We start from the raw sequence: 20,967 nt of genomic DNA on the forward strand, positions 1-20,967 counted from the left end.
GTTCGAACAGGACCGTGAAGGCCCACGATCGCTGCTCCGGCGTGAGGTCACCCATCGGCATGTATTGCCCGAATTGCTCGACGGGGAAAGCGATTTGCATGACCTGCGCGGACCAGACCAGGTTGGGGGCAGCTCCGTGGTTCGCGGTCAGCCACTCCCGCCACCCTTGCAGTCCGGGCCGTCCGTACCGATGCGCCGCCTGGTCGTACCCGTACAAGTAGCCCACCACATTGGACATGGTCGGCCCAGGAACGAACAGGCCGGGACGCGCGGCGAACATCGCGAAGAACTCACGCTCGCTGAGATCGCTCGTGCTGGTCACGATCCGGCCGTTCACGATCCAGGGCTTGCCGGGGTAGGACCGCGGGGCGTCTCCCTCTTCTGCCATACGACGACTTCATCACAGCTCGGCGCCGGGCTGCCACCCTTTGTCTCGTCCCTGCACCCGGCAGTTCCGGTCGAGCGGCGCAGACCGTGCAGCCGGACGCTCGCCGATGTCGCAAGGCGGCTCAGGGGAGGCGCGCGGCGAAGATGTCGTAGGCCGCGGCGTCGTAGAGGACGAAGCGGACATGCTCGACGGCGGTCTCGGCGGCGCGCACCGTCTCGATCGCGATGCGGGCGCCGTCGTCCATGGGCCAGCCGTAGGAGCCGGTGGAGATCGCCGGGAAGGCGACGGTGAGGGCGCCGAGTTCGTCGGCGACGCGCAGGGATTCGCGGTAGCAGGAGATCAGCCGGTCGGAGCGGTCTTCGCGAGCCGAGTAGACCGGACCGACGGTGTGGACGACCCAGCGGGCGGGGAGGTCACCGCCGTTGGTGGCGACGGCCTGACCGGCGGGCAGCCCGTTCGGGTAGCGAGTCTCGCGCAACTGCCTGCACTCGGCGAGGATGCGCGGTCCGCCCCGGCGATGGATGGCACCGTCCACACCGCCGCCGCCGAGCAGCGAGGAGTTGGCGGCGTTGACGATCGCGTCCACCTCCTGCAGGGAGATGTCGCCACGAACCAGTTCGAGGGAGGCCATGCCCGTATTCTTCCCCCCCGTGCCGACCGCGTGCCGGAATTTTCCGCCGCCTGTCGGTGTGGGGCGGCGCTCGAGCGGGCCGCTGTCGGATCGGTCGCCGCAGGGGCATGCACACGACCGGACCTCGGTCCCCGCTCCCCTGCGCTGCTCGCGGCCCGACCCACATCCAGGGGCTATACGCCGGGTGAGACCGTCGGCCGGGACGGTCCAGGGACGACTCGCTCGAGGGCGTGCGCGCGGTAGAAGTCGAGGTGCGCGGCGGCCGCGGCGTCCCAGCTGAAGCTCGCGGCGAGTTCGCGGCCGCGGCGGGCTCGGTCCGGATCGGGAGTGAGGGAGGCCGCCATCGCGGCGGCCATCTCGGCGGGCTCGGCGGCGAAACGGACTGCGGCGCCGAAGACTTCACGGAAGACGGGCAGGTCACGGACCACGACGGGGATGCCTGCGGACAGGGCCTCCATGGCGGCGAGGCCGAAGCCCTCCTTGGTCGACAGGAACGGGAAGACCGCGGCGCCGGCCATCAGGGCGGGCAGGTCGGCATGGTCGACGGTGCCGAGCACCAGGGGCTCGATGCCGAGTTCGCGGGCACGGGCGTCGAAGGCGGCGCGGTAGTCGCGGTAGTCGAACAGCGTCTCCCCGCCCGCGAAGACCAGGGCGAGGTCGGGGTGTTCGCGGGACAGTTCGGCGTAGGCCTCGAGCAGGGAGATGCTGCCCTTACGCGGTTCGATGCCGCCGACGGACAGGATGTAGCCGCCGAGCCGCCGTTGCCACCCGGCGCGGGCGGCGACGGCGTCGGGGTCCTCGCCTGCGGCCGCGGCGAAGCGGTCGTAGTCGACGCCGTTGGGGATCACGGTGGGTCGTAGTCCCCAGCCTGCTTCCACCTCCTCGGCCACGGTGCGCGAGACACAGATCCGGGCGTAGGGGTCGACGACGGCGCGTTCGTGGCAACGGGCCAGTGCCGGGGTGGTGAAGGTGTCGAGATGGTGGATGGTGCGAATGCAGTGGCCGACGGCATTGGCGCTGATGCAGTCCTGGGCGTGCACGATGTCGTAGTCGGCGGGCTCGAAGGCCGCTCGCAACACCTCGACCGAACGCAGGATACGGGCTCCGACGGCCTCTCCCGCGACCTCGGGGAAGTGCACGATCCGCACCGTGACGGCGGGGTCGACCGGGCGGAAGAAGCCGGTGTCGCCGCCCCGCCCGAGCGTCCACACGGTGACCGCGGCGCCCGCGCGGACCAGGGCTTCGGCGAGGGCGAGGGTGTGCACGACGCCGCCGCGCGGTTTGGTCGAGTAGGTCAGCAGGGCGATGCGCATCATCGGAAATCCTTGTCGGCCAGCAGATTGCGGTAGGTGTCGACGCGGCGTTCGGCCACATGGCGCAGCACCCGGCGGGCGCGCTCGACCTCGGCGGCGATGTCCAAGTCCACCTGGGCCAGTCCGCCCTTGGACCAGGTGCGCGACAGGATGTCCCCGCCCGGGCCGACCACCTTGGCCTGGCCGAGGAAGCGCAGGTTTCCGGTGGTCCCGGTCTGGTTCGAGGAGGCGAGCACGACCTGGTTCTCGGCGGCGCGGGCCTGATCGTAGAGGTCGAACAGGCGCGACTGCCGGTCGTTGGGCAGTCGCGAGGCCCGGTCGGTGATGCTGGCGGGCCAGGCCGACAGCGCCGCGATGAGGTGGGCGCCGTCGAGGGCGAGGGTGCGCGCGGATTCCGGGAAGGTCTTGTCGTAGTCGATGAGCATGCCCATCCGGCCGACCGGGGTGTCGAAGGCGTCGAACCGGTCGCCCGCGGCGTAGGCGAGGTGTTCTCCGGCGGGCTGGTGCACCTTCCGATGGCGGCCGAGGACGCCGTCGCCGGTCAGGCAGACCGCCGAGTTGTAGCGCAGGTCGCCGTCGCGCTCGGCGTACCCGACGCACAGAGTCATCGGGCCTGCCATCCGGCGCAGCAGCCGGATCTCCGGGCCGTCCGGGTCGATGGCCTCCGGCCCGGCGGACGGGTCGGGGTTGCGCAGGTCACCGATATAGCCGCCGAGCGTGGCATCGGGCAGGACGAGCAGGTCGACGCCCTGCACGATGAGTCGTTCGACGATCCCGGCGAGCTTGTCCAGCGCCCGGCCGATGTCGGGCCCGAAATGCCCTGCCAGGGCCGCGATCCGGGTCGTGGGCATCGCGCCTCCTGTCTGCGGCTGCCGCGGCTAGGCCGCCGCGGTCTCCCGGACGGCGGGCACGATCTGCTCGGCGAGGAATTCCGCGTCGCGGGCGATGGCGGCGAACCGGCCCGATCCCCAGGTGTGCAGCCAGGGCAGGCCGAGGAAGTACAGGCCGGGCGTGCCGGTGACGCCGCGGTTGTGGCACGGATGGCCCTCGCCGTCGAAGACGCCGACGCGCAGCCACCGGTAGTCGGTGCGGTAGCCGACCGACCACACCACCGAGGTGATGCCGTGCTCGGCGAGATCGAGCGCGGTGACCTCGTGTTCGGGGCGCCACACCGGCACGTAGCGCGCTTCCTCGGGCGCGTCGATGCCCGCGCGGGCGATATAGGCGTCGATGCTGTCCTTGATGCTCTCGGCCACCGCGTCGGCGGCGTCGAGCGAGGCGGCCAATGTCGGTGCGAAGGAGACGATTCCGTCGGCGGTGACATCGGTCATGCGGCCGTAGAGCGACATGCCCTCGCGGGCGAACCGGCGCAGGTCGATATCGCGGCCGCCGTCGCGGCCGGTGACGTAGTGGTTGGTGTTCTCCCGCTTGCCCAGGCCGCCGGGCTGGTCCTCGATGGGGATGTCGTAGTGGCCCATGTCGTGCAGCCAGGCCACGCAGTCACGGCCGCGATAGAAGCGAGCCACGCGCGGGGCATTGCCGACGGCCAGGTGCACGGTGCGCCCTTCCAGGTGCAGGTCTTCGGCGATCTGGGCGCCGGACTGCCCGGTGCCGACGACCAGGACCGCGCCTTCGGGCAGCTCCGCGGCGCTGCGATAGTGCGCCGAGTGGATCCGGGTGAGGCCCGCGGGCAGCTTCTCGGCGAACCGGGGCACGATCGGTTCGTGGTAGCCGCCGGCAGCCACCACGATCTGGCCGGCGTGCCAGCGGCCGGCGCTGGTCACCACGTCGAAACCGCCGCCGGGCGCCTGGGTCACCGACTGCACCGTCACGTGCTCACGGACGGGCGCGTCGAAGGTGTCCGCGTAGTCGCGCACCCAGCGGTAGACCTGGTCGCGGCTCATGAACCCGTCCGGGTCCGGGCCGTCGTAGCGGTAGCCGGGCAGCACGCACTGCCAGTTCGGGGTGACGAGGGTGAAGTTGTCCCAGCGGCTGTCGCGCCACTCGTGGGCGATGGTGTCGCGTTCGAGCACCAGGTGGTCGACGCCGCGGTCGGTCAGATGCCTGCTGATCGACAGGCCTGCCTGCCCAGCGCCGACGATCACCACGTCGCGGTGCTCGATCCCGGCGGACGAGAGGTGTTGTGCGGTCACGGCTTCGCTCCCTGGACGATGGTCGGTGTGGTCGGCGCGGGCACGGCTCAGCCCGCCAATGCGGGTTCGTCCGGCTGCCCGACGACGCCGTAGCGGTCGACCACGCTGTGGTAGAGCTCGGGCCTGCGGTCGCCGAGGTTGTACATGCCACCGCCGCGGGCCAGGCCGAGTTCGTGACCGATGTCCACGGTCGCGGTGGCCAGCCCCGGCTCCACCCCGGTGTCGGCGAGGATCTCCCCGCCGGGGCCGACGATCTTCGCGCTGCACACGAAGCGCAGCGAACCGAATCGGCCTGCCTGGTTGGAGGCCACCCAGATCAGCTGGTTCTCCAGCGCCCGGGCGCGATCGTAGATGTCGAAGCGCTGCTTCCAGCGGTCGTCCTCGAGCCGCTCGGCGGCCCGGGTGCGAGCGGTGGGCCAGGCCGACAGCGAGGTGATGATCTCGGCGCCGTCGAGCGCCAGGCTGCGCGCGGCCTCGGGGAAGGCCTTGTCGTAGCAGATCTGCATGCCCATCCGGCCGATCGGCGTGTCGAACGCCTTGTATTCCGAACCGGCTTCGTAGCAGAGGTTCTCGCCGAGGGGTTGGTGCACCTTGCGGTAGGAGCCGAGGATGCCGTCGCCGGTCAGGGTGACCGCGGCGTTGTAGCGGGTGTCGCCGTCGGCCTCGCAGAAACCGAGAGTGACGATCAGATCGCCCGCCATGCCCGCGACGCGGCGCAGTTCGGGGCCGTCGAGTGCGAGGGCGGGCGGCAGATTGCGCAGCCTGCGTTGCCTGGCCTCGTCGTCCTCCGAGCCGCCACCGAGGCTGGGCAGGTAGCCGCCGAGGCAGGCTTCGGGCAGGACGAGCAGATCGCTGCCCCGCTCGCGCGCCTGCTCGATCAGGGCGCCGATGGTCCGGTAACACTGCTCAATGTCGCGGCCGAATTCGGCGGCGGCGACCGAGATGGTGGTCATGATTCTCCCAATCCGGTGACGGTGCCGTGCACCGCTGTCGTTGTCGTCCCGTCGGGCCAGCGCAGTCGCACGCCCGGTGCCGAGGTCAGGACTCCGCACACGGCGGACTCGGCGGGGCCGGTGGTCGCGATCACCGCGCCGGGGCGGTCGGCGGTGATCATCGCGAAACCCGGGAAACAGGTGAGCCATTCGGCGACCGAGGCTCCCGCCGGGCGCGGGATGCGGGCGATGTCGAGTTCCGCGCCGACGCCCGCGGCTTCGGCGAGCATGCCCGCGGTGCCGGCGAATCCGGCCATGGAGACGTCCTTGGCCGCCGCGGGCGCGGTCCTCGCGACGAAGCGGCCGAGCTCGCGCAGTTCCTCGCCGGTGCGCCGGGACGACGAATCCCATTGCCGTCCGGTGTATCCGGGCCGCCAGCCGCCGCCCAGATCGGCGGTCAGCCGGATCTCGTCGCCGACCGTGCCGCCGCCGCCGCGCACGGGACTGCCCGTGCGGCCCAGCGCGGTGACCGACAGGGCGGCGGGCACGCCGAGCTGGGTGTGCCCGCCGAGCACCGGCACCTGCCATGCCTCGGCGGCGCGGGCGAGCCCACGCAACACCCTGGTGAGGACCGAATGGTTCGGGGCGCCGACCGCATCGAGCAGGCCCACCGGCTGCGCGCCCATGGCCGACAGGTCGTTGAGGTTGACCAGCACCGAACACCAGCCCGCCCATTCCGGATCGCGTTCGACCATGGACGGCAGGATGGCGTCACAGGCGGCGATGAGGTCGGTGCCGGGGACCGGCGCGCCGTCATCGCCACGGAAACCCCTGCCGCCCAACCCCATCGGTTGCGTCCGCAGGGGTGCGAGCGCTCGGGCCAGCATCGCTTTCGCCGCGTGGGCCTGGCGCTCGATCCGGTCGATGGGCCATCGCATCCACACGTGCGGCGCGCCGGCGATCTGTCTGTCGCCCAGCCGGATCCAGCCCAGCCCGGCGAACATCGGCTCGTAGCGCGCCTGGACCGTGGCCTCGAAGCGCAGCACCTGCTGGTCCTCCGCGAGCGCGCAGGCGGCGCGGATCAGCGCGGGGCCCAGCCCCTTGGTGCGGCTGCGCGGATCGACCACCAGCCTGCTGCCGGTCCACCAGCCGATGTCCTCCGCGGTCGCGGGCGCCAACCGGACGCCGCCGAGCAGGGCGCCGTCCGGCGCCAGCGCCACCAGGACCCGGCAGCGGGGATCATCGTCGATGTCGTCGGCGTCGCTACCCGCGAACAGGCCTTGCTCCCGGACGAAGATCTCCCGGCGCAGCGCGCGGTAGCCGGCGAGCTGCCTGCCGTCGGCGGGTCGGATGAGGAAGCCCGGATCCTCGTGCTGCCGGGTTCCGGCGAGCACGCACCGCCAGGTCGAGTCCGCGGCGGACCCCGCGTAGCCGGACCAACCGGTCGTCGGCACCGCCCCGGCGAGGGTGTCCGCGGTCGCCGCCGTCACCGCGGGCGTCGCGGTCATCGGCGTCGGCGTCGGCACGGTTTCCGACGCCGCATCGGTCACTGCTCCGGCGCCTACTGCGACGACCAGCCCGGACTCGGTCGGCGGCGAAACTGCGGCCACCGCCTCGGGCGCCCCGGTCGTGGTCCCGGCTGGGCCGGGCACGCATTCGCGCATTCGGCTCATCTCAGCCTCCCGCCGCTTGCAGCACGCCGCAGGCGCCACACGCCGCACAACCCGCGTTCTGATCGGCGCCGAACATCGACGCCCGGCGCAGGGCGCCGGCGACCCGCTCGGTCACGTCCGCGAGAAGCGCGGGCGACGGAGCGCTCGCCCCGTCGACATCGACGGCGAGAGTGCCCGCCAGCGGCCGGAAGGGGACGACGAAGGGGTAGACGCCCATGTCGATGAGTTCTTCTGCGCCCGCGACCAATTCGTCGGGGTCCTCGCCCAGGCCGACCAGCAGGTAGGTGGAGACCTGGTTGCGGCCGAAGACCCGGACCGCCTCGGCCCAGGCGGTGCGGTACTCCGCCAGCGGGACGGTCGACTTGCCGGGCATCCACCGGGCGCGGACCCGGTCGTCGAGCGATTCGACGTGGATGCCGATGGAGTCGGCGCCCGCCTCGTACAGGTCGGTGATGACCGACAGTTCGCCCGGCGGTTCGCACTGAACCTGGATGGGCAGATCGGGCACCGCCTTCTTGACCGCGCGGACGCAGCGCGCGAGGTGCCGCGCGCCGCGATCCTTGGCGGCCGAGGTGCCGGTGGTCATGACCATCTGCTTCACCCCGTCCAGGCGCACCGCGGCCGCGGCGACCTCGGCCAGCTGTTCGGGGCGCTTCACCGCGATCGTGCTGCCCGCCGCCAGGGAGGCCTCGATGGAGCAGAAGCGGCAGCGCTGATCCTCGGCATAGCGGATGCAGGTCTGCACGACGGTGGTGGCCAGCACGTCGCCGCCGTGCAGACGGGCGATCTTCTCGTACGAGACGCCGTCATCGGTGGCGAGGTCGTAGAACTTGGGCCTGCGCACCGGCTCGACGGGCACGTCCAGATCGACGCCGTCGAGCAGCAGCCTGCCGTCGAGCAGCGAGTACGGGCTGTCGGTGCGGATGGGGACGGCGACATTGGCGCCGTCGATCCGTACGTGCCCGTCGTCGCTCGGCCCGGCTCCGGAGCGACGCCGCAGCGGGACGTCGACGCGGATGCCCAGCAGAGCGAGGTCCACCCGGGTGGAGATCTCGGCCATGACCCCATCACCTACAGCTGGTAGGTGGAGTTGATGATGGCGCCCTTGCGCGCGTAGTGGATCAGCGCGTCCTGGACGTCGAGGGGGTGCGCAGGCACGACACCCTCGATCAGGTCCTCTTCCCGCGCGCCGTGCAGCGCGAGGCCGAAGCGGCAGGCGAACACGGTGCCGCCCTCCTTGATGAAGGTGGCCAGCGCCTCGTTGATGTTCTGCTCGCCGGGGAAGCCGCTGTCGCCGGTGGTCGGGAAGCCGCGGGTGGCAACACAGTTGATGGCACCGGGGCCGTAGAAGTAGATCGCCGACTCGAAGCCTTTGCGCAGGGCGCGGGTGGCCTGCAGGATGGCGACGAAGCTGACCGAGGACTCGTGGGCGATGCCGTGCACCAGGGTGAAATAGGTTTCGCCCGCCTCCGCCTGATAGTCGGGGAAGATCTTGGTGGAGCCGTAGATATTGCTGCCCTTGGGCAGTGCCGGATGCGGGATCTCGGCGAGGGACTTCGCGATGTTTTCGGCGATCTGCTGGTCGATGTCGGGGGTGCTCGTGGACATGCGCTCTTCTTCCTACGGGTCGTGAATCCTGGCCTGCGATGTCTGCCTGCCGCGTTCGCTCGCGGCGACATCACCGAGTTCACGCCCCGGGTGTTTCCGAATGGTCGCATCCGGAATAACTCGGCATTGCCCGGGTTACGAAACGGGAGCAACCCGCGAACAGCGCATAAGTGCTGTACAGCAAGGGTTTTCGAGAGCCTGTCCGGTCGATCGCGCGCAGGCGGCGACGATGCTGTTAGCCGCGCCGTAATCGAAGTCCGGCGATTCGGCGGACCCGGTTAACACCGGAAGTCACTTTCGCGCACCCGGACGTCACGCCGGGGAAACGACCGCACTGGCGCATCGGCGGGCGCGGATACGACACGAGGCGGGTCACGAACCTTTCGGCTCATGACCCGCCTCGGCGGGAATTCCGTCGATCCGAACCGTCGGACGGCTCAGTCGTCGAGCTGTGCCAGCACCTCGTCGGAGATGTCCACATTCGTGTAGACGTTCTGCACGTCGTCGCTGTCCTCGAGCGCGTCGACCAGCTTGAAAACCTTGCGCGCGCCGTCGGCGTCGACCGGAACGCTGACCGAGGGCTGGAAACCGGACTCGGCCGAGTCGTAGTCGATGCCCGCGGACTGCAGGGCGGTGCGCACCGCGATCAGATCGCCGGGCTCGCTGATGATCTCGAAGGAATCGCCGAGGTCGTTGACCTCCTCGGCGCCCGCGTCGAGCACGGCCATGAGCACGTCGTCCTCGGACAGGCCGTTCTTCTCCAGCGTGACGACGCCCTTGCGGTGGAACAGGTAGGCGACCGAACCCGGATCGGCCATGTTGCCGCCGTTGCGGGTCATGGCCACGCGCACCTCACCGGCCGCGCGATTGCGGTTGTCGGTCAGACATTCGATGAGCACCGCGACGCCGTTGGGGCCGTAGCCCTCGTACATGATGGTCTGCCAGTCGGCGCCACCGGCTTCTTCGCCGCCGCCGCGCTTACGGGCGCGCTCGATGTTGTCGTTGGGCACCGACGACTTCTTGGCCTTCTGGATGGCGTCGTAGAGCGTCGGGTTGCCGTCGGGATCACCGCCACCCGTGCGGGCCGCCACCTCGATGTTCTTGATCAGCTTCGCGAAGAGCTTGCCCCGCTTGGCGTCGATCGCGGCCTTCTTGTGCTTGGTGGTGGCCCATTTGGAGTGGCCGCTCATTCCCTACTTCCTTCGGGTCGGTTGCACATCGGTCTCTGGTGCCGCCTGTGTTCGTTCCCGCCGTGGACACGACGGTCACACAGGGACCCGAGCGCGCCGAGGCGAGCAGACAGCTTTCACAGCGTAATGGAACCGCGGGGGTGCCCCGTCGGGCCACCCCCAGATATCCCGGCGATCCGGGCGCGAAAGCCGGCCTGGGTGGACCGCCGCGGGTCAGTCCTGCCGGGCGGCGGCGGTGCGCGCCGCACGCACGATGTCGACGAACATCCGGTGCACCCGCAGGTCGCCGGTGACTTCGGGGTGGAACGAGGTCGCCAGCACATTGCCCTGCCGGACTGCCACGATGCGGCCCGCACCGGGCCCCTCCGGCACGGTGGCCAGCACCTGCACATCCGCACCCGCGCGCTCGACCCAGGGCGCCCGGATGAACACCGCGCGCACCGGCCCGTCGTCGAGCCCGCCGAAGTCCAGGTCGGTCTCGAAGGAATCGACCTGGCGGCCGAAAGCGTTGCGCCGCACCGTCATATCGATGCCGGACAGATGCTGGGCGTCGGGGCGGGTGTCGAGCACCTCGGAGGCCAGCAGGATCATCCCGGCGCACGAGCCGAAGGCGGGCATGCCCGCGCGCAGCCGTGCCCGCACCGGTTCCAGCAGTTCGAAGACCTGCAGCAGCTTGCTGATCGCGGTGGATTCCCCGCCCGGCAGGATCAGCCCGTCCACGGCGTCGAGTTCGCTCACCCGGCGCACCAGCACGGCATCGGCACCGCAACTGTCCAACGCCGCGAGATGCTCACGCACGTCGCCCTGCAGGGCCAGCACGCCGATGGTCGGGCGGGCCTGCGACGCCTCGGCGTCGGTGACGGTGGCGGAAACCGGGGTCTGGGTCACCGGCCCAGCTTACGAGCGGGCCCGGTGTGGGCCCGCTCACGCCCGCGCTGCGCGACGACCGGAATCGAGCCTGCCGCGCCCGGTCGGGCATGCGGTGTCCGGCGTCAGTCCCGCAGGGTGCGGATCAGGCCTTCCTGCACCACCGAGGCGACCAGCTCGCCTTTGCTGTTGAAAATGCGTCCGGACGTCAGGCCACGGCCGAAACCGGCCGAGGGCGAGGACTGGTCGTAGAGCAGCCAGTCGTCGGCGCGGAACGGGCGCAGGAACCACATGGCGTGGTCGAGCGAGGCGTTCTGCGTGGGCTCGTCGGGGTGGGTCACCTTCGACGAGCCCAGCAGCGTCATATCGCTCATATAGGCCAGCGTGCAGACATGGAACAGCGGGTCGTCGGGCAGCGGCTGCCGGTAGCGGAACCACACCTGCTGCTGGGCGGCCACGCCCTCGCGGCGCACCAGCGACTCCTGCGGGACCATCCTGATGTCCCAGTGCTCCCATTCGCGCAGCGCCCACAGCCGTTCCGGGCTCATGGTCTCCTGCGTGTCGCGCAGTTCCTCCGGCGAGGCCACCGTGGGCATCTCGTCCTGGTGTTCGGGGCCTTCGTCGCCGATGTGGAAGGAGGCCGACATGGTGAAGATCGCCTGACCGTCCTGGATGCCGGTGACCCGCCGGGTGCAGAACGAACGCCCGTCCCTGATGCGCTCGACCTGGTAAACGGTGGGTTGCTGCGGGTTGCCGGGGCGCAGGAAATAGCCGTGCAGCGAATGCACCTGATAGCGCGGTTCCACCGTGCGCACCGCGGAGACGAGCGCCTGACCGGCGACTTGGCCGCCGAATGTACGCTGCAGCTGGGTCTTGGTCGACGCGCCACGGAAGATGTCGCGCTCGATGCGCTCGATCTCCAGCGCTTCTTCGATGGTCGCCATGGGCTGAGACTATCCCGAGACACAGAACAGCCCGTGCGGGGCCGCACGGGCTGTCCGGGTCCATCGTCGGCCGGGCCGGTCCGGCCGACGGCTCACCAGCCGCGTTCGGCGAGCCGGTGCGGCTGCGGGATCTCCTCGACGTTGATGCCGACCATCGCCTCGCCCAGGCCGCGCGAGACCTTGGCCAGCACATCGGGATCGTCGTAGAAAGTGGTGGCCTTGACGATCGCCTCGGCGCGCTGGGCCGGGTTGCCGGACTTGAAGATGCCCGAGCCGACGAACACGCCTTCGGCGCCGAGTTGCATCATCATCGCGGCGTCGGCCGGGGTGGCGATACCGCCGGCGGTGAACAGCACGACCGGCAGCTTGCCGGTCTCGGCGACCTCGCGGACCAGCTCGTAGGGCGCCTGCAGCTCCTTGGCGGCCACGAACAGCTCGTCGGCGGGCAGCGAGGAGAGCCTGCGGATCTCCTGGCGGATCTTGCGCATGTGAGTGGTGGCGTTGGAGACGTCACCGGTGCCCGCCTCCCCCTTGGAGCGGATCATGGCCGCGCCCTCGGTGATACGGCGCAGCGCCTCGCCCAGGTTGGTCGCGCCACAGACGAACGGCACGGTGAACTGCCACTTGTCGATGTGGTTGCTGTAGTCGGCCGGGGTCAGCACCTCGGACTCGTCGATGTAGTCGACGCCGAGGCTCTGCAGGATCTGCGCCTCGACGAAGTGGCCGATGCGGGCCTTGGCCATGACCGGGATGGAGACGGCGTCGATGATGCCGTCGATCATGTCCGGATCGCTCATCCGGGACACGCCGCCCTGGGCGCGGATGTCGGCGGGCACGCGCTCGAGCGCCATGACGGCGACCGCGCCGGCATCCTCGGCGATCTTGGCTTGCTCGGCGGTGACGACATCCATGATCACCCCACCCTTGAGCATCTCGGCCATACCGCGCTTCACGCGGGCGGTGCCGATGGTTTGGGTGGTATCGGACGTGGTCACGGCATTCTCCTGAGTCATGTGCGCCAATCGGGTCGCTCGATAGGAAACGAACCAATTCTAGGCGCGCAGTGCATGCCACTTGATAGCCAGTCGAGCACGACTGGCCTGGTGGCGCAGGCCACGTCCGATCCGGGGCTCGATCAGAGTGGGCCGACGACCAGCAGGTGCGCCCAGTATTCGGCGATCGACGGGCCGAGGATCGGCAACAGGAAGTCGTAGAGCAGGTACGACATGGGTAAAGCCACCTCCACATCAGCCGGGACACCGAACGTCGCGGCTTCGTCGCGGGTTGGTCCCGCGCGGATGCGCGGCCCTGGGAACGGGCTACCCGAGGGCCCGCGAACCAGTCCGAAATTAGCACGATCGTGAACCGGATCACACCCGCGCGGGTACGGTCAGCGGATCGAGCGAACCACGGGATCGGAAGTGCCGGAAGCGACTTCGGCCGCCTCGGCGATCAGCCCGTCGAGATCGAAGGGATAGACCGGCTCGCCGGACGCCTCCAGCGCCACGATGTCGGCGGGCGCGCACCAGCGGTGACCGGTGACGCAGCGCTTCTCGAGCGAGGTGAGATCGCCCGGCTTCGGCTCGTAGGCGGGTACCCGCAGCGCGAAGAACAGTTCCTCGGCGCGGATCAGCTCGCCGTCGAACGGGAACACCGCCACCCGCCGCCAGATCGGGCCGCGCAGCGCGTCCGGGTCGGCGGTGTAGCCGGTCTCCTCCCACAGTTCGCGCACCGCGGCCGCGCGCAGGCTCTCCCCCGGCTCGACGCCGCCGCCGATGGTGAACCAGAACGGCGATTCCGGAGTCTTCGGGTCGTTGCCGCGCATGAGCAGGATGCGGTCGCGTTCGTCGAGCAGCACCACCCGCGCGGAGGTGCGGACGGTGTCGACCGTGAGCCCGGTCGATGCCGCCGGGGTGACCCGTTCGGTGATCTCGAAATAGGTCGGCAGCGGCGCGGTGCCGCCCAGGTGCAGTAAGCGCACCGGACGGCGGGTGCGCAGCGCCAAGGTGTCGCGCACGGCATCGTTGTGGAAACGGCGGGCGATGAGCACCCTCGCCTCGGCGTCGGCGAGCTCCGCGACCAGTTGCGGGCGCAGCAGCCCGATGTCGATCGCGGACAGCGCGGTCGAGAGCTGGTTCTCCAGCACCTCCCGGTCCGCGCGATCGACCCGTTCGGCCCGATCCGCCAGCGTGGCAAGCCGTTTGGCCTGCTCGACCAGGGCCGGGTCGGAGACCGGGCCGGCCATCGCCATCGCCACCGCTCTGGCCACCACGGCGCGACGGGCCAGTGCCGCGTCCAGCGCCTGCCAGGACTGATCGGAGCGCACGTGCAGCCGGTCCAGCCGGTTGGCGGTCGAGTACGCCCAGACGCCGATGGCGACGACGATGGCGGCGAGCAGTGCGAGGACGAGGACCGTCGTCGCGGAGAAGGTGATCATCCGGCGGCCCGCACTCGCGCGTCGCCGACCGTCACGGTCTCGTAGACGCGCAGGATCTGTTCGGCCACCACGGGCCAATCGTATTCGGCCACGACCTGATTCGCCTTGCGTACCAATGCCTCCCGCTGACCGGCGTCGGTCAGCAGGATGTCGATGGCTTCGGCCAGCCGGTCCGCGTCGCCGATCGGCACCAGCAGGCCCGCGGCCCCGTCGCGAAGCACCCGGCGGAAGGCGTCGAGTTCACTGGCGACCACCGGGGTGCCCGCGGCCATCGCCTCGATCAGGATGATGCCGAAGCTCTCCCCGCCCAGATTCGGCGCGACGTAGACATCGGCGCTGCGCATCGCGGAGGCCTTCTCCTCGTCGGAGACCTGGCCGAGGAAGCGCAGCCTGCCCGCGTTCGGCCCGGCCTCACGGCGCAGACGCTGTTCGTCACCGCGGCCGACGACCAGGATCTCGATCTCCGGATGCCTGCGCACCAGCTCCGGCAGCGCCTCGAGCAGCACCTGCATGCCCTTGCGCGGCTCGTCGTAGCGGCCGAGGAACAGCACGGTGCCGCCCGCGCGCGGATAGCCCTCCAGCAGCGGGGCCCGCGTGAAGGCGGGCACGTCCACGCCGTTGGGAATCTCCACGGCGTCGGAGCCCAGCGCCTCCACTTGCCAGCGCCTGGCCAGCTCCGAGACGGCGATGCGCCCGCTGATCTTCTCGTGATAGGGCCGCAGCACACCCTGGAACGTGCTCAGCACCAGCGACCGGGTGGTCGAGGTGTGAAAGGTCGCCACGATCGGGCCCTCGGCGATCTTCAACGCCAGCATCGACAGACTCGGCGCGTTCGGCTCGTGGATGTGCAGCACGTCGAAGTCGTTGGCTTCGATCCAGCGGCGGATCCGGCTGTAGGCCATCGGCCCGAAGGACAACCGCGCCACCGACCCGTTGTAGGGAATGGCGACCGCGCGACCTGCCGAGACCACGAAATCCGGCAGCGCCGTCTCCTCCGAGGCGGGGGCGAGCACACTCACCTGATGGCCGCGTTCGATGAACACCCGTGCCAGTTCGACCACGTGCGCCTGCACACCACCGGGAACGTCGAACGAATACGGGCAGACCATCCCGATCTTCATGCTGTCTCGTCTCTTCGCCCGTGTCCTGCTCGGCCACCGCGCCCGGCGAGGCGGGCCTGCGACTCGGCGATCCTGGCTCGCCGCTCCGGCGACAGGTCGCTCTCCCACAACGGCTGCAGCATGTGCCAGTCTGCCGGGTGTTCGGCGATTCCGACGGCGAACCGATCCGCCAGCGCCTGGGTGGCCGCCGCGACGCCGCCGGAGACGTCCAGCGGCGGATCGGCGCGAACGCCCCAACCCTCGACGCCGTTCTCGTCGACGGTGAACCAGCAGTGCACCGGCATCAGCGCCGCGCCGGTCTCGATGGCCAGCTTGGCCGCCCCGGCGGGCATCCAGGTGCGCTCGCCGAAGAAATCGACCGGCACGCCGCGTCCGGTGAGATCCCGCTCGCCCAACAGGCACACGACCTTGTTCTCGCGCAGCCGCTGCGCGAGGGTCGCGAACGGTGGCTGCTCGCCGCCGGTCAGCGCGAACACCTCGAAGCCGAGGCTCTCGCGGTAGGCGACGAAACGCTCGAACAGCGACTCCGGCTTCAAGCGCTCCATGACGGTCGTCAGGCCGCCGTAGTTCTGCACCAGCCACACACCGGCCATGTCCCAGTTGCCCGAATGCGGCAGCACGAACACGATTCCGCGCCCGCGGTCGAGCCCGGCATCCACATTCTGCACGCCGTCCACCGGCAGCAGCGGCGAACGACCGAGCGCGGCGTGGTCCATGGCAGGCAACCGGAACGCCTCGCGCCAATAGCGCGCGTAGGAGCGCAGGCTCGCGCGGATCAACTCGTCGGGGACGTCCTCCGGGGTGACGCCGAGTACCCGGGCCAGATTGCGCCGCAACTGTGCCGGGCCGCCGTCGCGCGCGGCCCACTCGCCGCCCCGGTCGAACGCGCGACGGGCCGTGCGTTCGGGTAGTGCCCGTACCAATCGCCAACCCGTGGCGTAACCCGCATCGCTCAGCCGCTCACCGAGGTTCACGCCGTGACCCTGCCCGACATCCCGGCGGCCGTCGCACCGTCGCCCGGCCGGCGCGGCCGCGCAGCGCTCATCGCGAGTCCCCCGAGGCGGCCTTCGCCGTGGGCGGGATGATCTCGCGCGCGCCGGGCGAATTGCGCACCGCGAGCACACGCTGGAAGACCGTGACGATGCTCAGCACCGCCAGTGCCCACATGGCCACGTGCACGGCCCAGGTCAGCCACTCGATGCCCCAGTGCCCGGCGATGCCGGTCAGGCCGGCGCCGACGAGCACGAGGACGAGGCGGTCCGGGCGCTCGATCAAGCCGCCGTCGGCGGACAGGCCGCTGGCCTCGGCGCGGGCCTTGGCATAGGAGATGACCTGCGAGGTCACCAGCACCACCAGCGTCGCGGCGAACAGCCACCTGTTGTGCTCGTGGTAGACCGCCCACCAGGCCAGGCCGCCGAAGATCGCGCCGTCGGCGATCCGGTCGCAGGTGGCGTCGAGCACCGCGCCGTACTTCGTGCCGCCGCCGCGCGCCCGTGCCATCGCGCCGTCGAGCATGTCGAACATGACGAACAGCCAGATGAGCATGGTGCCCCAGAACAGGTGACCTGTCGGGAACAGCGTCACCGCGGCGGTGATCGAGGCGACGGTGCCGATCAGTGTGACAGCGTCGGGGGTGAGACCGGTGCCGACGAGCGCCCGGCCGAGCGGTGCGGTCGCCTTGGCGAAGGTCTCACGGCCGAAGAAGCTGAGCACCTACTCCATTTCCTTCCACGCCTGCGCGAGTAGGTTCCTGGTCTCGCCCAGCAGTTGCGGCATCATCTTCACCCCGCCGATCACGGTGATGAAATTCGCGTCGCCACCCCAGCGCGGGACGATGTGCTGGTGCAGGTGGTCGGCCAGCGAGCCGCCCGCCACCCCGCCGAGGTTGAGGCCGACGTTGAAGCCGACCGGCCGCGACACACTCTTCATCACCCGGATCGCCCGCTGGGTGAACGCCATCAACTCGGCGCTCTCGGCCTCGGTGAGTTCCTCGAGGTCGGCGACCCGGCGATAGGGCACCACCATCAGGTGGCCCGGGTTGTACGGGTAGAGGTTGAGCACCGCGTAGACCGTCTCGCCGCGCGCGACGATCAGTCCGTCCTCGTCGGTCATCGTGGGGATGTCGGTGAACGGGTGACCGGTGCTGCCCCGGCGCGAGGCCGGGGTCTCGGTGATGTAGGACATCCGGTAGGGCGTCCAGATCCGTTGCAGCCGATCGGGTTCGCCCACGCCGATGTCGACGATGTCACCGCGCTCGGCGCTGTCGCCGTTGGCGGTGCTGTCGCCACCGGCGGCGGTGTCGCCGCCCGCGGCCGGGCTGTCTTCGAAACTCATCTAGCTCTCCCCCGCCGACACGATCGCGAAACCCTCCGCCGTCGGAGAGGCGTTCTCGCGGTTGGCGATCCACGCCACCACGGTGGCCACGGCATCGGCGACCGGAACACCGTTGACCTGAGTGCCGTCGCGGAAGCGGAAGCTCACCGCACCCGCTTCGACATCGCGCGCGCCTGCCAGCAGCATGAACGGGACCTTCTGCGCGGTGTTGTTGAAGATCTTCTTCTGCATCCGGTCGTCGCTGCGATCCACCTGCGCGCGCACGCCCTGATCGGTCAGCGCCTCGATCACCTGGTCCAGGTGCTCGGCGAAGGTCTCCGCGACCGGGATGCCCACCACCTGCACCGGCGAGAGCCAGGCCGGGAAGGCGCCCGCGTAGTGCTCGGTGAGCACGCCGAAGAACCGCTCGATCGAGCCGAACAGCGCGCGGTGGATCATCACCGGCCGCTGCTTGGTGCCGTCGGAAGCGGTGTACTCCAGGTCGAACCGCTCGGGCAGGTTGAAATCGAGCTGGATGGTCGACATCTGCCAGGTGCGACCGAGCGCATCCTTGGCCTGCACGGAGATCTTCGGGCCGTAGAAGGCGGCGCCGCCCGGATCGGGCACCAGCTCGAGACCGGAGGCGTGCGCGACCTTGGACAGGGTCTCGGTGGCCTCCTCCCAGATCTCGTCGGAGCCGACGAACTTCTTCGGGTCCTTGGTGGACAGCTCCAGGTAGAAATCGTCGAGGCCGTAGTCGGCGAGCAGACCGAGCACGAACTGCAGCGTGTTCGTCAGCTCCTGGTGCATCTGCTCCTTGGTGCAGTAGATGTGCGCGTCGTCCTGGGTCATGCCGCGCACCCGGGTCAGGCCGTGCACCACACCGGACTTCTCGTACCGGTACACCGAGCCGAACTCGAACATCCGCAGCGGCAGCTCGCGGTAGGAGCGTCCGCGCGAACGGAAGATCAGGTTGTGCATCGGGCAGTTCATCGGCTTGACGTAGTAGTCCTGGCCGGGCTTGCGCACGGTGCCGTCGTCGTTGTACTCGGCGTCCAGGTGCATGGCCGGGAACATGCCGTCGCGGTACCAGTCCAGGTGGCCGGAGACCTCGAACAGATGGCCCTTGGTGATGTGCGGGGTGTTGACGAACTCGTAGCCCGCCGCGACGTGCCGCCTGCGCGAGTACTCCTCGAGCTCCTTGCGGATGATGCCGCCCTTGGGGTGGAACACCGGCAGGCCCGAGCCGAGCTCGTCGGGGAAGCTGAACAGGTCCAGCTCCAGGCCGAGCTTGCGGTGGTCGCGGCGCTCGGCCTCGGCCAGCACGTGCAGGTGCTCCTCGAGCGCCTCCGGCGACTCCCAGGCGGTGCCGTAGACCCGCTGCAGGTCCTCGCGGTTCTGGTCACCGCGCCAGTAGGCCGCCGAGCTGCGGGTCAGCTTGAAAGCGGGGATGAACTTGGTGGTGGGGATGTGCGGGCCGCGGCACAGATCGCCCCAGACCTTCTCGCCCGTGCGCGGGTCGAGGTTGTCGTAGATGGTCAGCTCTTTGCCGCCGACCTCCATGACCTCGGGGTCGTCGATGCCGGACTTGTCGCTGATCAGCTCCAGCTTGAACGGCTCGCTCGCCAGTTCGGTCCTGGCCTCGTCGATCTCGACCACCCGGCGCGAGAACCGCTGCGCGCCCTTGATGATCTTCTTCATCCGGGATTCCAGCTTGACCAGATCCTCCGGGGTGAAGGGCCGCTCGACCTGGAAGTCGTAGTAGAAGCCGTCCTTGATCGGCGGGCCGATGCCCAGCTTGGCCTCGGGGAACTCCTGCTGGACCGCTTGGGCGAGCACGTGCGCGGCCGAGTGACGGATCACGCTGCGCCCGGCCTCCGTGGACGCGGCCACGGCCTCGACCTCGGTGTCGACCTCCGGGGCCCAGGACAGGTCCTTGAGGGCTCCCTCGGCGTCGCGGACCACCACCACGGTGTCCGGACCTTTCGTCGGCAGGCCCGCTTCCCGCACCGCGGCGCCCGCCGTAGTCCCGGCCGGCACCCGGACGAGGGTGGACGGGCTGAGCGGGGCTGAGGTCGTCACGACGGCGCTCTCCTTGGCATCTTCAGGGGCGGGCGGGTTCCCGCGCGGCATCGCCGGCGGCGTATGCGCTCCGGCGCGACCATGCTATCGGCACCCACGCGCCCGCGTGTCGATGGACCGGCGCTCGCGGGCGAATTCGGGGCGACGCTGACGCGGCGCCACCGCAATGCCCGCGCTCCGGGTGGGGCGAGCACAGGTGGCAGCCCGAACGTGCGCGCTCGCGACAGCGGCGGACGCCGCCGCGACCGGGCGGAAACGACAGGGGTCAGCGCCCGGCGGCGTAGCTCGCCAGGAGGGCGGCGCGCTCGTCCGAGGAACGTTTGGGGCAGCTGGTGCACATGGCGGCGCCGGGCACCTCGAAGACCAGGCAGCAGGAGATCCGGCGGACGAACGTGCGCCCGCCGGCCTCGACGAAGCGCGGCCGGGGCAGCTTGCCGCCGACCTGTTCGGCCAGTCCGGTCGCGACCTGCGGAGCGCCCACGTCGATCGCCCGGTTGCCGATCGCGTCGGCGACGACCGCCCACAGCGCGGGCATGCCCGCGCCCGATACCTGCGCCACCACCGGGATCACCCGGGTGAGGGTCTCGCGCAGCGACAGCGCGGCGACCAGGTCGGCGTCCCCGCCCACCGACATCCGGACGTCCCGTTCCGGGTGCGCGAGCATCCGCTCGACCCCGCCGTCGGGACGCATCTCGCAGTCCAGCGCCTCGAGCCCGGCCGGTGGTGCCGGACGGCCCGCCGCACGCGCCGCGACGATCTGCTCGACGAGCGCGGAGGCGACCATGCACCACCAGAGCGTGCCCGCGACGCGGGGTGCGGCGGTGCCCCAGGAGGCGCCCATCTCCGCGATCCGGTCCCGCACCCAGGCGGGGCGGGTCAGCGCGATCGCGGGCGCGGTGCTCATCGCTGTAGCGGACTGCGTAACCATTCCCAATCGACTCCGATCCAGCCGGCGAACCATCCGAACGTGTTGAGAACCCATAGCGTGGCCACGACCACCGCGGCCGTGAGGACCGCACCGAGCACCCGGATGCCGAGGCCGCGCGCGGAGTACCACGCCATCACCTTCCGGTACCGGACTCGCACCCAGCCCAGTACGCGATGCGCCCAGGCGAATTCACTGGCGAGAATGCCCAGGCCGGCGAAAACCATCGCCCAGCCCGGTCCGGGATACGGAATCGCGAGAATGCCGATGGCGAGGACGACCGTGCCGACGACGCCGATTCCGATCCGGTAGGCGAGGTTCAGGGTAGGCCGGGCGGCCACCCGAGCGCGGAAGGCGCGCAGGCGATGTCGCAGCGCCGTCGAGGTTCTC

Annotated in this window: 21 protein-coding genes; all 21 read right to left on the minus strand. The window is 70.3% G+C overall.

The window, feature by feature from the left end:
• A partial coding sequence (locus ON26_RS31685) for a hypothetical protein (RefSeq protein ID WP_051027172.1) occupies positions 1-388 on the minus strand: 388 nt, incomplete at its 3' end.
• A gap of 121 nt (positions 389-509) precedes the next feature.
• Positions 510-1,019 (minus strand): O-acetyl-ADP-ribose deacetylase, encoded by a 510-nt coding sequence (locus ON26_RS17070; RefSeq protein WP_040797173.1) that lies wholly within the window; start codon positions 1,017-1,019, stop codon positions 510-512.
• Between the two features lie 173 nt (positions 1,020-1,192).
• On the minus strand, positions 1,193-2,332 hold the full coding sequence (locus ON26_RS17075) for an MSMEG_0565 family glycosyltransferase (RefSeq protein ID WP_051027173.1): 1,140 nt from the start codon (positions 2,330-2,332) through the stop codon (positions 1,193-1,195).
• The gene (locus ON26_RS17080; RefSeq protein ID WP_040797174.1) at positions 2,332-3,183 is read right to left on the minus strand and encodes a carbon-nitrogen hydrolase family protein; all 852 of its coding nucleotides are present in this window, start codon (positions 3,181-3,183) and stop codon (positions 2,332-2,334) included. Before ON26_RS17080 ends, ON26_RS17075 begins: the two co-directional genes overlap by 1 nt.
• A 27-nt stretch (positions 3,184-3,210) precedes the next feature.
• Positions 3,211-4,485, minus strand: a complete 1,275-nt coding sequence (locus ON26_RS17085) for an MSMEG_0569 family flavin-dependent oxidoreductase (RefSeq protein WP_245545889.1) — start codon at positions 4,483-4,485, stop codon at positions 3,211-3,213.
• A gap of 47 nt (positions 4,486-4,532) precedes the next feature.
• On the minus strand, positions 4,533-5,438 hold the full coding sequence (locus ON26_RS17090) for a carbon-nitrogen hydrolase family protein (RefSeq protein WP_040797175.1): 906 nt from the start codon (positions 5,436-5,438) through the stop codon (positions 4,533-4,535).
• Positions 5,435-7,090: an MSMEG_0567/sll0787 family protein gene (locus tag ON26_RS17095; RefSeq protein WP_245545890.1), complete on the minus strand. Its 1,656-nt coding sequence runs from the start codon at positions 7,088-7,090 to the stop codon at positions 5,435-5,437. The genes ON26_RS17090 and ON26_RS17095 overlap by 4 nt, the downstream gene beginning before the upstream one ends.
• Before the next feature lies 1 nt (position 7,091).
• On the minus strand, positions 7,092-8,150 hold the full coding sequence (locus tag ON26_RS17100; protein ID WP_040797176.1) for an MSMEG_0568 family radical SAM protein: 1,059 nt from the start codon (positions 8,148-8,150) through the stop codon (positions 7,092-7,094).
• A gap of 11 nt (positions 8,151-8,161) precedes the next feature.
• Complete coding sequence (locus ON26_RS17105; protein WP_040797177.1) at positions 8,162-8,698, minus strand: MSMEG_0572/Sll0783 family nitrogen starvation response protein; 537 nt, start codon at positions 8,696-8,698, stop codon at positions 8,162-8,164.
• Between the two features lie 437 nt (positions 8,699-9,135).
• The gene (locus ON26_RS17110; protein WP_040797178.1) at positions 9,136-9,888 is read right to left on the minus strand and encodes a YebC/PmpR family DNA-binding transcriptional regulator; all 753 of its coding nucleotides are present in this window, start codon (positions 9,886-9,888) and stop codon (positions 9,136-9,138) included.
• Positions 9,889-10,101: 213 nt separating this feature from the next.
• Entirely contained in the window at positions 10,102-10,776 is a 675-nt protein-coding gene (pdxT, locus tag ON26_RS17115) for a pyridoxal 5'-phosphate synthase glutaminase subunit PdxT (protein WP_051027174.1), read from the minus strand.
• Positions 10,777-10,880: 104 nt separating this feature from the next.
• Positions 10,881-11,699 (minus strand): acyl-CoA thioesterase, encoded by an 819-nt coding sequence (locus tag ON26_RS17120; RefSeq protein ID WP_040797179.1) that lies wholly within the window; start codon positions 11,697-11,699, stop codon positions 10,881-10,883.
• 92 nt (positions 11,700-11,791) lie between these two features.
• On the minus strand, positions 11,792-12,712 hold the full coding sequence (gene pdxS / locus ON26_RS17125; RefSeq protein WP_040797180.1) for a pyridoxal 5'-phosphate synthase lyase subunit PdxS: 921 nt from the start codon (positions 12,710-12,712) through the stop codon (positions 11,792-11,794).
• Between the two features lie 377 nt (positions 12,713-13,089).
• Positions 13,090-14,133: an NUDIX hydrolase gene (locus ON26_RS17130; protein WP_040797198.1), complete on the minus strand. Its 1,044-nt coding sequence runs from the start codon at positions 14,131-14,133 to the stop codon at positions 13,090-13,092.
• Positions 14,133-15,257, minus strand: a complete 1,125-nt coding sequence (locus ON26_RS17135) for a glycosyltransferase family 4 protein (RefSeq protein ID WP_040797181.1) — start codon at positions 15,255-15,257, stop codon at positions 14,133-14,135. The genes ON26_RS17130 and ON26_RS17135 overlap by 1 nt, the downstream gene beginning before the upstream one ends.
• Entirely contained in the window at positions 15,254-16,231 is a 978-nt protein-coding gene (locus tag ON26_RS17140; protein ID WP_040797182.1) for a phosphatidylinositol mannoside acyltransferase, read from the minus strand. Before ON26_RS17140 ends, ON26_RS17135 begins: the two co-directional genes overlap by 4 nt.
• Before the next feature lie 67 nt (positions 16,232-16,298).
• Positions 16,299-16,970 carry a phosphatidylinositol phosphate synthase gene (gene pgsA, locus ON26_RS17145; RefSeq protein ID WP_040797183.1) on the minus strand — a complete coding sequence of 224 codons (672 nt, stop codon included), beginning with the start codon at positions 16,968-16,970 and terminating at the stop codon, positions 16,299-16,301.
• Complete coding sequence (locus ON26_RS17150) at positions 16,971-17,591, minus strand: ATP adenylyltransferase (RefSeq protein ID WP_051027175.1); 621 nt, start codon at positions 17,589-17,591, stop codon at positions 16,971-16,973. It abuts the gene before it with no gap.
• Positions 17,592-19,652 carry a threonine--tRNA ligase gene (gene thrS / locus ON26_RS17155; RefSeq protein ID WP_040797200.1) on the minus strand — a complete coding sequence of 687 codons (2,061 nt, stop codon included), beginning with the start codon at positions 19,650-19,652 and terminating at the stop codon, positions 17,592-17,594. It abuts the gene before it with no gap.
• 265 nt (positions 19,653-19,917) lie between these two features.
• Complete coding sequence (locus tag ON26_RS17160; protein ID WP_040797184.1) at positions 19,918-20,556, minus strand: (2Fe-2S)-binding protein; 639 nt, start codon at positions 20,554-20,556, stop codon at positions 19,918-19,920.
• Entirely contained in the window at positions 20,553-20,951 is a 399-nt protein-coding gene (locus tag ON26_RS17165; RefSeq protein ID WP_040797201.1) for a TIGR02611 family protein, read from the minus strand. Before ON26_RS17165 ends, ON26_RS17160 begins: the two co-directional genes overlap by 4 nt.
• Positions 20,952-20,967 lie beyond the last annotated feature (16 nt).

The organism is Nocardia higoensis NBRC 100133, assembly GCF_000308595.1.
In the GTDB taxonomy this organism is placed as follows: Bacteria; Actinomycetota; Actinomycetes; order Mycobacteriales; family Mycobacteriaceae; genus Nocardia; species Nocardia higoensis.

Bases quoted from the DNA above. Each gene is read 5' to 3' on its own strand.
- ON26_RS17070 (WP_040797173.1), bottom strand. From the start codon at position 1,019: ATGGCCTCCCTCGAACTGGTTCGTGGCGACATCTCCCTGCAGGAGGTG.
- ON26_RS17075 (WP_051027173.1), bottom strand. From the start codon at position 2,332: ATGCGCATCGCCCTGCTGACCTACTCGACCAAACCGCGCGGCGGCGTC.
- ON26_RS17080 (WP_040797174.1), bottom strand. From the start codon at position 3,183: ATGCCCACGACCCGGATCGCGGCCCTGGCAGGGCATTTCGGGCCCGAC.
- ON26_RS17090 (WP_040797175.1), bottom strand. From the start codon at position 5,438: ATGACCACCATCTCGGTCGCCGCCGCCGAATTCGGCCGCGACATTGAG.
- ON26_RS17095 (WP_245545890.1), bottom strand. From the start codon at position 7,090: ATGAGCCGAATGCGCGAATGCGTGCCCGGCCCAGCCGGGACCACGACC.
- ON26_RS17100 (WP_040797176.1), bottom strand. From the start codon at position 8,150: ATGGCCGAGATCTCCACCCGGGTGGACCTCGCTCTGCTGGGCATCCGC.
- ON26_RS17105 (WP_040797177.1), bottom strand. From the start codon at position 8,698: ATGTCCACGAGCACCCCCGACATCGACCAGCAGATCGCCGAAAACATC.
- ON26_RS17110 (WP_040797178.1), bottom strand. From the start codon at position 9,888: ATGAGCGGCCACTCCAAATGGGCCACCACCAAGCACAAGAAGGCCGCG.
- ON26_RS17120 (WP_040797179.1), bottom strand. From the start codon at position 11,699: ATGGCGACCATCGAAGAAGCGCTGGAGATCGAGCGCATCGAGCGCGAC.
- pdxS (WP_040797180.1), bottom strand. From the start codon at position 12,712: ATGACTCAGGAGAATGCCGTGACCACGTCCGATACCACCCAAACCATC.
- ON26_RS17135 (WP_040797181.1), bottom strand. From the start codon at position 15,257: ATGAAGATCGGGATGGTCTGCCCGTATTCGTTCGACGTTCCCGGTGGT.
- ON26_RS17150 (WP_051027175.1), bottom strand. From the start codon at position 17,591: ATGAGTTTCGAAGACAGCCCGGCCGCGGGCGGCGACACCGCCGCCGGT.
- ON26_RS17160 (WP_040797184.1), bottom strand. From the start codon at position 20,556: ATGAGCACCGCGCCCGCGATCGCGCTGACCCGCCCCGCCTGGGTGCGG.